Source organism: Pseudomonas sp. N-137, assembly GCF_034555295.1.
Taxonomy (GTDB): Bacteria; Pseudomonadota; Gammaproteobacteria; order Pseudomonadales; family Pseudomonadaceae; genus Aquipseudomonas; species Aquipseudomonas rhizophila.
This window is the reverse complement of sequence record NZ_JAXUDQ010000007.1, coordinates 363,984-378,405: the sequence shown is the minus strand read 5'-3', so window position 1 is coordinate 378,405 and position 14,422 is coordinate 363,984. Positions and strand designations below refer to the sequence as shown.

The 14,422-nt window shown below is 63.5% G+C and carries 2 protein-coding genes (1 of these 2 running past the window's edge); both read left to right on the top strand.

All coding sequences use genetic code 11. From position 1 onward, the window contains the following. Positions 1 to 11,195, top strand: partial view of a non-ribosomal peptide synthase/polyketide synthase gene (locus T3A99_RS07780; RefSeq protein WP_322834184.1) — the 3' portion only. Its footprint begins 2,335 nt before the window's first position; only the last 11,195 of its 13,530 coding nucleotides appear in the window; its start codon lies beyond the left edge, outside the window; it ends in the stop codon at positions 11,193 to 11,195. Next, positions 11,192 to 14,422, top strand: a complete 3,231-nt coding sequence (locus tag T3A99_RS07775) for a non-ribosomal peptide synthetase (RefSeq protein WP_274091407.1) — start codon at positions 11,192 to 11,194, stop codon at positions 14,420 to 14,422. Before T3A99_RS07780 ends, T3A99_RS07775 begins: the two co-directional genes overlap by 4 nt.

Here is a 14,422-nt window from a genome sequence, read left to right as displayed (position 1 = left end):
AGGCGTTGCCCCTGGAGTTGGCGCAACGACTGCTGGCGCTTTCGCCGAAGGTCTGGAATCTCTATGGCCCGACCGAAACCACGATCTGGTCGGCGGTGCATCCGCTGAGTCTGGAAAACAGCCGTCCGTTCCTGGGCAAGCCGCTGGACAACACCGCCCTGTACATCGTAGGCAGTGACCTGACGCTCAACCCTCCGGGCGCCCCGGGTGAGTTGCTGATCGGCGGCGACGGGCTGGCCCGCGGCTACTTTCAACGTCCGGCGTTGACCGCCGAACGGTTTGTGCCGGACCCGTTCTCCACCTGTGGCGAGCGGCTGTACCGCACCGGCGACCTGACCCGTTATCGGGCCGAAGGCGTGGTCGAGTACATCGGACGCATCGACCATCAGGTCAAGATTCGCGGCTTGCGTATCGAGCTGGGTGAAATCGAAGCCGCATTGCTGGCCCAGGACACTGTGCGGGAAACCGTGGTGGTGGCCCATGAGGCCCCGACCGGTGCGCAACTGGTGGGTTACGTGGTGCCCGCGATCGGTGAAGCAGCGGACGAGGCTTCGTTACGCGCTTCGCTCAAGGCCGCGCTCAAGGCGCAATTGCCCGAGTACATGGTTCCGGCGCACCTGGTGTTCCTGGCACAACTGCCGCTGACGCCCAATGGCAAGGTCGATCGCAAGGCGTTGCCGGCGCCCGATGTGGGCGATGTGCAGCGGCTTTTCGTGGCGCCCCGCAGTCAGCGTGAGCAACAGGTGGCGGCGATCTGGCAGGAGGTGCTCAAGCTTGAGCGGGTAGGGCTGGAGGACAACTTCTTCGAATTGGGCGGGCACTCGCTGCTGGTCACCCAGGTGGTGTCTCGGGTCCGTCGAACGTTGGCTATCGAAGTGCCGCTGCGCAGCCTGTTCGAACACAGCACATTGCAGGACTTCGTCAATGCCCTCGACGCCGGCCAAGGCGAACTGGCGCCTGCGATGGTGCCGGTGTCGCGTGACGCACCGCTGCCGCTGTCGTTTGCCCAGGAACGCCAGTGGTTCCTGTGGAAAATGGACCCCGACAGTGCCGCCTACAATATTCCGACCGCGCTGCGGATGCACGGTGCGCTGGACAAAATCGCCCTGCGCCAGAGTTTTGAAGCGCTACTGCAACGTCACGAAAGCCTGCGCACAGCGTTCGTGGAGGACGATGGCCACACCTGCCAGGTGATTCGTCCGCAGGGGCAGGTCCACTTCGTCGAGCAACGCCTGGCAGTGGCTGACGAGGCCAGTATTCAGGCGTTCCTCGAGCAGCAGACGCAACGCCCGTTCGATCTGCTGAGCGAGGCGCTGTTGCGCGTGGCGCTGCTGGAGTTGAGCGAGCAGGAGCACATTCTGGTCCTGACCGTGCATCACATCGTTGCCGACGCCTGGTCGTTGCAGGTGATGGTCGACGACCTGATGAGTCTGTATTCGGCGTTCATTCAGGAACAGCCTGCGCAGTTGCCGCCTCTGGCGGTGCAATACGCCGACTATGCCGTCTGGCAGCGGCAATGGATGGCCGCCGGCGAACGGGAGCGACAACTGGCCTACTGGACCGGGCAACTGGGCAGCGAGCAACCGCTGTTGGAGCTGCCCACGGACCATCCGCGCCCGGCGCAGCAAAGCCTGCGCGGCGCGCGTTTGCCGATTGTGCTGGATCGCTCGCTGAGCGACGCTCTCAAAGCCCTGGCCCGACGGGAAAACGTCACGCTGTTCGTGCTGTTGCTCGGTTCTTTCCAGGCGCTGCTACATCGCTACAGCGGTCAGGCCGACATCCGCGTCGGGGTGCCGATTGCCAACCGTTATCGCCTGGAAACCGAGCGGTTGATCGGTTTCTTCGTCAATACCCAAGTGCTGCGGGCCGAATTCCACCGTGATCTGACCGGCGCGGATTTGCTGCAACAACTCAAGCAGACAGCCATGGCGGCGCAGATGCATCAGGACCTGCCGTTCGAGCAATTGGTCGATGCCTTGCAACCGCAGCGCAACCTGAGCCACAGCCCGTTGTTCCAGGCCATGTTCAACCACCGCAACGAAACCGGTGCGGCACTGGCCAATGCCTTGCCGGGCCTGGCGGTCGAACCGCTTGGCTGGGAACAGCGCACCGCACAATTCGACCTGAGCCTGGATACCAGTGAGAGCCCGCAAGGCCTGCACGCCGCCCTGACCTACGCCACGGATCTGTTTGAGCCGGCCACCATCGAGCGCATGGGCCGGCATTGGCTCAACCTGTTGCAAGGCCTGGTGCAGGACCTGCATCGGCCCGTTGCGCAGTGGGCGCTACTGGACGCTGACGAACGGCGGCGGATGCTGCTCGACTGGAACGCGACGACGGCGCAATACCCCCTCGATCGCAGTGTGCATGGGTTGATCGAAGAACAGGTGCGGCGAACCCCGGACGCCCCGGCGCTGGTTTTCGGCGAGCAACGCCTGACGTATGCCCAGCTCAATGCTCGGGCCAATTGCTTGGCTCACCGGCTGATCGAGCAGGGTGTCGGTCCGGATGTGCTGGTGGGCATTGCCGTGGAGCGTTCCGTGGAAATGGTGCTGGGGCTGTTGGCGATTCTCAAGGCCGGCGGTGCCTACGTGCCCCTGGACCCGGAATATCCACGGGAGCGCCTGGCCTATATGTTCGAAGACAGCGGTATCGGTTTGCTGCTGACCCAGAGCCACTTGCTCGAACAATTGCCGATCCCGCCGGGGCTGCGCAGCCTGGTGCTGGATCTGCCCGATGACGGGCTGCAAGCAGGCCGCGACGCCAATCCGCACGTCAGACTCGACGGCGAAAACCTGGCGTATGTGATCTACACCTCGGGTTCCACCGGCAAGCCCAAGGGCGCGGGTAATCGTCATTCGGCGTTGGTCAATCGGCTGTGCTGGATGCAGGACGCGTATCGGCTGGAGGCGGACGACAGCGTGCTGCAAAAAACGCCGTTCAGTTTCGACGTGTCGGTCTGGGAGTTTTTCTGGCCGCTGCTGACCGGCTCGACACTGGTGGTGGCCGCGCCGGGCGCTCATCGCGACCCGACACAACTGATCGAACTGATCACCGCGCAGCGCATCACCACGCTGCACTTCGTGCCGTCGATGTTGCAGGCTTTCCTGCAAGACCCACACGTGGCCGAATGCACCAGCCTGAAACGCATCGTGTGCAGTGGTGAAGCCTTGCCGGTGGATGCGCAGCAGCAGGTGTTCGCCAAACTGCCGAACGCCGGCCTGTACAACCTCTACGGTCCGACCGAGGCGGCCATCGACGTGACCCATTGGACCTGTGTCGAGGAGGGGCGCGACAGCGTGCCGATCGGTCAACCGATTGCCAACCTCGGCACCTGCATCCTCGATGATGAACTGTCACCGGTGCCAGTGGGGGTGATCGGCGAGCTGTACCTGGCGGGCGAGGGCCTGGCCCGTGGTTACCATCGACGTCCGGCGCTGACGGCCGAGCGGTTCGTGACCGGCCCCTTCGGCAATGGTCAGCGCCTGTATCGCACCGGCGACCTGGCGCGCTACCGCGCCGATGGCGTGATCGAATACGCCGGGCGGATGGATCATCAGGTGAAGATCCGTGGCTTGCGCATCGAGTTGGGTGAAATTGAAGCGCGCCTGGCCGAGCACGACGACGTGCGTGAAGCCGTTGTCATCGCTCAGGACGGGAGCTTGCTGGTGGCCTACGTGGTGCCGGCGCGCGCCGAGTTGCTGGCCGCCGAAGACATCGTTCGCCAGACACTGCAAGGTCATCTCAAGGAGCATTTGAGCCAGGCCTTGCCCGACTACATGGTGCCGCAGCACTGGTTGTGGCTGGAAAAAATGCCCGTCAGCCCCAACGGCAAACTGGAGCGCAAGGCGCTGCCCAAGGCCGATATCACCGCCAACCCCAAGGCTTACATCGCACCGGTCACCGCCATCGAACAGGCGTTGGCCGGTATCTGGCAAAGCGTGCTCGGGCGCGGGCAAGTGGGGCTCAGCGACAACTTCTTCGAGCTGGGGGGCGATTCGATCGTCTCCATCCAGATGGTCAGCCGGGCCCGTCAGGCAGGCATCCATTTCAGCCCCAAGGATTTGTTCATACATCAGACCATCCAGGGTCTGGCCAGCGTGGCGACCCTGGGTGACAGCGGGCTGGCTATCGATCAGGGGCCGGTGACGGGAGAGACGCTGCTGCTGCCGTTCCAGCAATGGTTTTTCGACCAGCCCATGGCCGAGCCTCATCACTGGAACCAGTCGGTGCTGCTCAAGGGGTTGCGGCCTTTACACGCCGGGCATCTGGAGCAGGCGTTGCAGGCATTGGTTTCCCATCACGATGCCTTGCGCCTGGCCTTCAGGCGTGAGGACGACGCCTGGGCCGCCCGCCATCAAACACTCGCTGAACAGCAGGCGATCTGGCGTCGCTCACCGCTGTTGTGGACGGCTGAGGTGGCAGATGCCCCGGCGCTGGAGCGCCTGGCCGAACAAGCCCAGCGCAGCCTGGACCTGGAAAGCGGCGCGTTGTTGCGCGGTGTCCTGGCGAACCTGGCCGATGGCAGCCAACGGCTGTTGCTGGTGATCCATCACCTGGTGGTGGACGGGGTGTCCTGGCGCATTCTGCTGGAAGACCTGCAACAGGCTTATGAACAATTGCAGGCCGGCCAGGCGCCGAAACTGCCGGCCAAAACCACTGCCACACAGGCCTGGGCGCAACGCTTGAAAACCCATGCGGGCAGTGCAGCGTTCCAAACCCAGATGGCGTACTGGCAAGGGCAACTTGAGGGTGCTAACGGCGATTTGCCCTGTGACCGGCCGCAGGGCGAACTGCGCAGGTGCCATGGGGCGCAGGTCCAGACGCGGCTGGATAAAAACCAGACCCGCCAACTCTTGCAGCAAGCGCCAGCGGCCTATCGCACCCAGGTCAACGATCTGCTCCTGACGGCCCTGGCCCAGGTGATCGGTCGCTGGACCGGGGAGGCCTCGACCTTGATTCAGTTGGAGGGCCATGGCCGCGAGGCTCTGTTCGATGATCTGGATTTGAGCCGCAGCGTCGGCTGGTTCACCAGCCTGTTTCCGGTCCGGTTGACACCGGCCGCGACCACCGAGGATTCGATCAAGGCCATCAAGGAGCAATTGCGCGCGATACCCGACAAGGGCCTCGGATTCGCCGTGCTGCGCTACCTGGGTGATGAGTCGACGCGGCGTGCCCTGCAGGCGTTGCCGGTGCCACGCATCACCTTCAACTATCTGGGCCAGTTCGACAGCGGATTTGCTGATGACGCCGCTGGGCTGTTTGTTCCGGCCGACGAACCGGCGGGCGCGCCACAGAGCCCGCTGGCGCCGCTGGACAATTGGCTGACGCTCAATGGCAGCGTCTACGCGGGCGAATTGAGCATCGACTGGACATTCAGCACGCAGATGTTCGATGAGTCGACGATCCAGGCGCTGGCCCTGGATTACGCTCAGGAGCTGCAGGCGTTGATCGAGCACTGCTGCCAGACCCGGCATCAGGGCTTCACACCGTCGGACTTCCCGCTGGCCGGGTTGACTCAGGCCCAGCTGGACACGTTGCCGCTGGCTGCGCGGCAGATCGAAGACATCTATCCGTTGTCGCCCATGCAGCAAGGCATGCTGTTCCATACGCTGTATGAGCAGCAGGCCGGCAATTACATCAATCAACTGCGTGTTGATGTCGCAGGCTTGGACGTCGAGCGCTTCCGCCAGGCCTGGCAGGCGGCCATGGACACCCATGAAGTGCTGCGCAGCAGTTTCGTCTGGGACGGTGATTTCAAGCGGGCGTTGCAGGTTGTACACAAGCAGATGGAGGTTGCATTCCTGTTCCACGATGGAGGCGCCGCAGCGAATCCATCCCAGGACCTGGACGCCCTGGCGTTGGCGCAGCGCGAGCAGGGTTTCGAGCTGGATGCGGCGCCGCTGTTGCGCTTGCTGGTGGTGCGCGTGGCGGAGGACCGCTATCACCTGATCTACACCAGCCATCACATCCTGATGGACGGCTGGAGCAACTCGCAGTTGCTCGGGGAAGTGTTGCAGCGCTACAGCGGCCAGGCACCGGCCCGACCGTCTGGACGTTATCGGGACTACATCGACTGGTTGTCGCTTCAGGACCCACAGGCCAGCGAGCAATTCTGGACGGCACAACTGGCCGAACTGGACGAGCCGACCCACCTTGCGGGGGCCTTTGCCCGTGACCATCGCGGCGAGGCAAGCGACGGCCACGGCGAATATGAGCAGGTGCTCGATACCCATGCCACGGCCCGGCTGCATGCCTTTGCCCGCGAGCAGAAAGTGACGGTCAACACACTGGTGCAAGCGGCCTGGCAGCTATTGCTGCAACGTTGCACCGGGCAGTCAGTGGTTGCCTTTGGCGCCACCGTGGCCGGACGTCCCGCGCATATTCCCGGCGTGGAGCAACAGATCGGTCTGTTCATCAACACCTTGCCGCTGGTTGGCAGCCCGCGGGCGGAGCAGAGCATCGGCCAGTGGTTGCAAGAGGTCCAGGGGCGGAACCTGAGCCTGCGCGAGCACGAACACACGCCGCTGTTCGACATCCAGCGCTGGGCCGGGCAGGGCGGTGCGGCGCTGTTCGACACGTTGCTGGTGTTCGAGAACTATCCGGTGTCCCAGGCGTTGCAGCAGGGCGCCCCGGACACGTTGCGCTTCGGTGAAGTCGCCAATCATGAACAAACCAACTATCCACTGACCCTGGCGGTGAACCTGGGTGACACGCTGTCGTTGCTCTTGAGCTACAACCACGCCAGCTTCGCGCCAGACGACATTGTCGGTATCGGCCAGTCCCTGCGTTATCTGCTGGAGCAGATGGTGCTCGGCGGCGAGCGCTCGGTGGGGCAACTGTCGTTGCTCGATGCAGGACAGCAACGGGTTCAGCAGGCTTGGAACGCCACCGCGACGCCGTACCCGCACGATTGCAGCGTGCAGCGACTGATTGAAGCGCAGGTGGTCAAGACGCCTGATGCGTGTGCCCTGGTATTTGCCGGGCACCGGCTGAGCTATGCGGCCCTCAATGCCCAGGCCAACCAACTGGCCCATGTACTGATGGAGCAAGGCGTCGGGCCGGATGTGTTGGTGGGTATCGCCGTGGAGCGTTCGGTGGAAATGGTGGTCGGCCTGCTGGCGATCCTCAAGGCCGGTGGCGCCTACGTACCGCTGGACCCTGAGTATCCACAGGATCGCCTGGCCTATATGTTCGAAGACAGCGGCATTGGCTTGTTGCTGACCCAGCGCCACTTGCTTGAACAATTACCGCTGCCGGCGGGCCTGCGCAGCCTGGTGCTGGATCAGCCGGGCGACTGGCTGGCTGGCCGCAGCGAGGCCAATCCGGTGGTCGAACTCAGCGGCGAAAACCTGGCCTATGTGATCTACACCTCCGGTTCCACCGGCAAACCCAAGGGGGCGGGCAACCGGCATTCGGCCCTGGTCAATCGGTTGTGCTGGATGCAGGACGCCTATCAGCTAGACGCGAGCGACCGTGTGCTGCAAAAAACACCGTTCAGTTTCGACGTATCGGTCTGGGAGTTTTTCTGGCCATTGCTGACCGGTTCGACCCTGGTCATGGCGCCACCGGGTGCCCACCGCGATCCGGAGCAACTGATCGAGCTGATCACCACGCAGCAGATCACCACCTTGCACTTCGTGCCCTCGATGTTGCAGGTGTTCATGCAAGATCCCGCAGTCGGCAGTTGCCGGAGCCTGACGCGGATTATTTGCAGTGGTGAAGCCTTGCCGGTGGACGCCCAATTGCAAGTGTTCGCCAAGTTGCCGGCGGCCGGTCTGTATAACCTGTACGGTCCCACCGAAGCGGCCATCGACGTGACCCATTGGACGTGCGTGGACGAGGGCCGCGACGCGGTGCCGATCGGTCAGCCGATTGCCAACCTGAGTACGTTTATCCTCGACCACAACCTTTCACCGTTGCCGGTGGGGGTGACGGGCGAGTTGTACTTGGGCGGTGAAGGCCTGGCTCGCGGTTACCATGCTCGCCCGTCGTTGACGGCTGAGCGCTTCGTCACCAGCCCGTTCGGAGACGGCTCGCGCCTGTACCGGACCGGCGATTTGGCGCGCTACCGTGCCGACGGCGTCATCGAGTACGCCGGGCGCATGGACCATCAGGTGAAAATCCGTGGCCTGCGCATCGAGTTGGGGGAGATCGAGGCGCGGCTGGCCGAGCATGCGCAGGTCCGCGAAACCGTAGTGATCGCCCAGGACGGTGCGGTGCTGGTGGGCTATGTGGTGCCACAGCGTCAGGCGTTGTTGAGTGCCGAAGACGACATCCGCCACGAATTCGAGCAGGCATTGAAGGCCCACTTGAGCCAGCATTTGCCGGACTACATGGTTCCGCAGCACTGGGTATTGCTTGAGCGCATGCCGGTGAGCCCTAACGGCAAACTGGAACGCAAGGTGCTGCCGCGGTTCGACGCCAGCCAGTCGCAGCAAGGCTTCGTGGCGCCGGAAGGGGCGCTGGAGCAACAGATTGCCGGTGTCTGGCAAGAGGTGCTGGAGCTGGAACAGGTCGGTCGCAACGACCACTTCTTCGAGCGCGGTGGTCACTCATTGCTGGCGACCCAGGCCGTTTCCCGCTTGCGCAAGCTGACCGGCTATCCGCTGAGCCTGCGTGACCTGTTCGATCACCCGCAGCTCAAGGCGCTGGCGGCGCTGATGGCCGGCACCGTCGATGGACCGGTCCGGGCGAGCGATTCCCGTGGGGTGCGGCTCCAGGCCCATGGGCCACGCCGTTCCGCGCCGCTGTCGTTGGTGCAGCGACGTTTGTGGGTTGCCGAACAATTGTCCGGCGGCACTTCGGCGTATGGCATGCCCATGGCGCTGCGCCTGTGCGGCGAGTTGTCGGTGGAGCGTCTGATGAGTAGCTTTGCCGACGTGGTACGCCGTCATGACGTATTGCGCACTGCGTATCGCCAAAACGAAGAAGGGGATCCGGTGGCGCTGATTGCCGATGAGGTCCGACTGGACTTCCCGGTGATCGACCTGTCTGGTCTGTCGCCCAGTGCCCGGCAGGAACAAGTGGCCCAGGCGACGCTGGAAAATGCCCGCACCCCGATCGATCTGGAGCAGGCGCCGCTGCTGCGCGGGCGGATCCTGCACCTGGGGCCGACCGAACATGTGTTGCTGTACGCCATGCATCACATCATCTCCGATGGCTGGTCGATGGGGCTGCTGATCAACGAACTGGTGCAGGTCTACGAGGCATCCCTCAAGGGTGAGCCGATGCCGTTGGCGCCCCTGGAGATTCAGTACCATGACTTCGCCTTGTGGCAGCAGGCGCTGGAAGAGCAGGGCGTACTGGCGCGTCAGGCCGACTACTGGAAACATCGGCTCAGTGGCTACGAGGGGCGCCTGAACCTGCCGCTGGCCCGCCCTCGGGGCCAGACCGCCTCCTATGACGGCGATGCGCTGCAGTTCCAGCTTCCCACCGGGCTGACCGGAGCCTTGCGCCGGTTGTCCAGCGAAGCCGGGGTCACGCTGTACAGCACGCTGCTGGCGTCCTTCCAGGTGTTATTGCATCGGCTCTGCGCTGCGCAAGATCTGGTGGTTGGCGCCGACGTGGCGGGTCGTGAACAGCCGGAGCTGGAGCGGCTGATCGGTTTCTTCGTCAACGTGCTGCCCCTGCGTTCGCGCTTGGACGCCGATGCCACGTTCGCAAGCTTCCTGGCGCAAACCCAGGACAACCTGCTTGGCGCCCTGGAGCATCAGGACTTGCCGTTCGACCAGATTGTCGAGGCCTCGGGCGTGCCACGACACAAGGGCATGAATCCCTTGCTCCAGGTGTTGTTCGTGATGAACAACGTGCCGGTGCGCACCCGCTCCATAAAGGGGTTGAGCGTGGAATTGCTGCCGGCGTTGGAGACCCATTCTAAATTCGACATGGCGTTGTTCGTTGACGAAGAAGAAGGGCAATTGCGCGGCACTTGGCAATTCGCCACAACCTTGTTCGGACATGAGCACATTCAGCACCTGATTCAGGCCTGGACCGCCCTGTTGGAACAGATCGTCGCTGATCAGGACATTCAATTGGGAGCTATCAGCATGCCAGTCGACAACTTGGCGGCCGCCGCCAAGCCTGCCACCGTCCAGGGGCCCAAGGCCGATAAGCTGGGCAAGTTTCTCAAACGCTCGGTGACACCGCTCGCCAAGCCTCGACCGGCGCGGGTGCGTGAATCACTGGTGGCAGCACCGCAGCGATTCCCGTTGATGCTGGAGCCGGGTGAACCCCAGCTGGATGTCATCGAGTGGATTCATCAGAACCGGCCGCTGATCGAGCAAAAGCTGGCCGAACATGCGGGCATTCTGTTCCGCGGTTTTGAACTGGATGGCATCCAGGGCTTTGAAGCGTTCGCCGAAGCGATCCAGCCCGGCCTTTATGGTCAGTACGGCGATTTGCCGAAGAAGGAAGGGGGCAAGAACACCTACCGTTCCACGCCGTACCCGGAGCGCAAGATGATTCTGTTCCACAACGAAAGCTCCCATCAGGACCGCTGGCCGCGCAAGCAGATGTTCTATTGCGAGCAAGCCGCGCCTGTGGGCGGTGCGACTCCAGTGGTGGATTGCCGGTTGATGTACGAAAAACTGCCGTCGGACCTTCGCGAGAAGTTCGAAGACAAAGGGCTGCTGTATGTGCGCACCTTCACCGACAAACTCGACGTGTCGTGGCAGCACTTTTTCAAGACCGAGGACCGCCGCGAAGTTGAGGCCCGGTGTCGGGCGGGCGGTATCCAGTGGCGCTGGCTCGACAACGACGAGTTGCAGACCCGCACACCGGGGCCGGCGATCATCACGCACCCGATCACCGGGGAGAAGTCGTTCTTCAATCAGGTGCAATTGCATCACATCTATTGGCTGGAGCCGGATGTGCGGGAGGACCTGCTGTCGATGTTCGGTCTGGAGCGCATGCCTCGGCATGTGTATTACGGCGATGGCACACCGATTGAGGATGAGGTGATGGCGCGCATCGGTGATTTGTATGAAGCCTGTGCGGTGCGTTTCGACTGGCGCAAGGGCGACGTGATCCTGCTGGACAACATGCTGGTGGCCCACGCCCGCGACCCGTTCGAGGGCCCCCGCAAGATCGTGGTTGCCATGGGCGATATGTATGAGCGCAGCGCGCTGGAGGGCCAGGTCGATGCCGGGGCCACCATCCAGGGCATCTGCAACCTGGAGGAAACCGGAGCATGAACGAGGTATTGATGGACCAGCAGGACCCCGGCTTTGCCTTGACCCCCGAACAACAAGCGATGCTCGAGCAACTGTCGAGCACGGCGACCTGTGGTGAGGCATTGCGTTGGCTGAACGTGGTCATCGACGGCGATCTCGATCCGCAGCGATTGCAGATCGCGTTCGATACGCTCCTGGCACAGCAGCCAATGCTGCTGGCGCGGCTGGACAAAGTGGCCGGTTTCCACGGCTTGCGTCAGGTCGCCAGCGGCGCCGCTCGTTTCCCGCTGACGATACAGGCAGGCGAGCAACGGACCGAGGATGTCCAGGCGCAGATCAAGGATTCGCTGGGCTGTGCTTTTGTGGTGGGCGAATCGCCAAACGTCCAGGCCGTGCTTTATCGTCTGGCGCCGCAGCAATGGCAACTGGTGCTGGGTATCGCTCGCTACAGTGCCGATGCGCAATCGCTGAATCTGCTGCTGGAGCAAATCCAGCAAGCGTACGCCGCAGTTCAGGCGTCGGAAGACGAAGCACCGGGCGAGTTTGCCCAGTACCTGGAATGGCGCAGTGAGGTGGTGCTTGATGAAGATGCCGCCACCGGACGAACCTATTGGCAGCATTACCTGCAAGGCGTGCAGACGGACATCGCCACACCGTGGTTGGCTGCGCGCAGCGCCGGCAGTGAGACGGGGGCCGCTGATACCTGTGTGTCGCTGACCCTGGAGCCGGCCCAGCGCGATGGGTTGCAACGGTTGGCCGAGCAGCTCGATCAGCCGCTTGCCACGCTGCTGCAAGGCGCATGGTGGGTGTTGCTGGGACGTTTGAGCGGCCTTGAGCAGGTGCTGGTGGGCGTGCGTCATGACAGCCGTGGCGACTATGAATACTTCGCCAATGCTGTGGGCGTGTTCGAGAAAACCCTGCCGCTTAGCGTTTCATTGCCCGCGACGGTGTCGTTCAGCGAGTGGCTGGACGAGCTGGCGGCGCGCCTGGAAGCCCATCGCACCTGGCAGGAATACTGGGCGCCGGAACTGTCGCCTGAGGCGGCGCGCCCGGCCTACGGCTTTACGCTGGGGCAGGCTAACCGGGCCGGCAACAGTGGCGGCCTTAACTGGGCTGTTGCAGAGTCCGTGCGGGTGCCGGCAGATCCATTCGAGTTGCTGTTGCAGGTGCAATTGAACGCTGCCCAGCAGCTTGCCGCGGTCAATCTGCATTACGCCAGCTCGCGTTACTCGCCAGCCTCGGCCAGCGCCGTGTTGGAACAGTACGGCGTGCTGTTGGCGTCGATCCTTGCCGCTCCACACACCGCATTGGCGCGGCTCGATCTGTTGAGTCGCACCGCAGAGCAGCGCTTGCTGGCAATCAACCCCGCCATGCACGCGTTAGCTGATGGCCGTTATCTGCCGCAGCGCATCGCCGATCTGGCGTCGCATACACCGAACGCCATTGCCCTGACCGACGCCCGTCAGCAAATGAGCTACGGCCAGTTGCAAGCCCGGGTCGACAGCATGGCGCAGGGCCTCAAGCAGCAAGGCGTGGGCGCCGGTTCGATGGTCGCGCTGGCGTTGCCGCGCTCGGTGGATCTGGTGATTGCAATGCTGGCGAGCTGGCGCCTTGGTGCGGCGTATCTGCCCCTTGATGTGCAGTGGCCCCAGGCGCGTCAGGCGTTGATGCTGGAACAGGCCGGCGCGGCGTTGTTGTTGACCGATGCGGCGCATCTGCCGGCCTGGCAGGATCAGCCGTATAAGGCGCTGACCGCGGCTGAGCTGAGCCATCCGGCTACGCCACTGCCGGCGCTCGCCACCCAGGGCAACGATATCGCCTATGTGTTGTTTACCTCCGGCTCCACCGGTGTGCCCAAAGGCGTGGTGATCGAGCATCGGCAACTGCTCAACTACACCGCCCAGGCCAGTCAGGCGCTGGGGCTTGCCCAGTGCAAGAACGTCGGTTTCAGTTCCAGCGTGGCGGCGGACCTGGGTAATACGGCGTTGTTTGGCGCGTTGTTCAACGGCGCGACCCTGCATGTGGCCAGCGATGAGCAGATGCAGGACGGCGTGTTGTTTGCCCAGTACCTGCAACAGCAGCAGATCGACTGCCTGAAAATCGTGCCCTCGCACCTCGCGGCGCTGCTCGACGGTGAACGGGCGCTGCTGCCGGGCACCCTGGTGCTTGGCGGTGAGCCGATTGCGCCGACCTTGGTCGAGCGCATCGCCCGGTTGCGCAGCGATTGCCGGGTGTTCAACCACTACGGACCGACCGAAGCCACGGTGGGGGTGATGATTCATCCGCTGTCTCTGAACGGCGCGGCCAGCGACTGTTCGGCGCTGACCCAGGTGCTGGGCAACAACCAGGTTTACGTGCTGGACGCCGATCTGCGTCTGGCGCCGGTGGGCGTGCTGGGTGAGGTGTATCTGGGCGGAGCGCAGTTGTGCCGGGGCTATCTGAATGCCGAGGCCGATGCGCAGGCGTTCATCCAGAGTCCCTTTGATCCGGCGCAGCGGTTGTATCGCACCGGTGACCTGGCGCGTTATCGGCCGGACGGGGCGATCCAGCTATACGGACGGCGCGATCAGCAGGTCAAGGTGCGTGGGTTCCGTATTGAACTGGCGGAGATCGAGGCCGTGCTTGTGCGCATGCCACAGGTGGCCGAAGCATTGGTGTTGCCGGCAGCGTCGGCCGAGCAGGGGCTGTTGGCCTTTGTCGTGGCGCAGCAGGGACTGTCGACGGGCTTGCTCGACGCCGCGCGCGCTGAGCTGAGCGCCCGCTTGCCCAGCGTGATGGTGCCGCAGCACGTGCATCTGATCGAACGATTCCCGCGACTGGCCAACGGCAAGATCGATCGCCACGCACTGCAGCAGTTGGCGGTGGCTACAGCGGACGATGAAGACGCCGCGCCACGCGATGCGTTGGAGCAGTTGCTCGCCGCGCGCATGGCGCAGTTGCTTGGGCTTGAGCGATTGGGCATCGATCGCGACTTCTTCGCCGCCGGAGGTCATTCGTTGCTGGTGATCAAACTGGTGGCCGGTATTCGCAAGTTGTTGCAGTGCGAAATTCATCCGGGACTGGTCTTCGATCATCCGACCGTGGCGTCGTTGGCCCTGGCCTTGCGGGCGCTGGAGAGCAGTCCGGGGCAATTGGAAAAAATGGCCCAGGTGCGCCTGCGCATGGAGGCGATGAGTCCCGAGGAAAAGGCCCTCCTGACCGAACAGGCTCGGCAGCTGCAAGCCGCCAAGGCGGCCCAAGGCAGCTGA

Coding starts and splice junctions, on each gene's coding strand:
- T3A99_RS07775 (WP_274091407.1), top strand. CDS start 11,192: ATGAACGAGGTATTGATGGACCAGCAGGACCCCGGCTTTGCCTTGACC.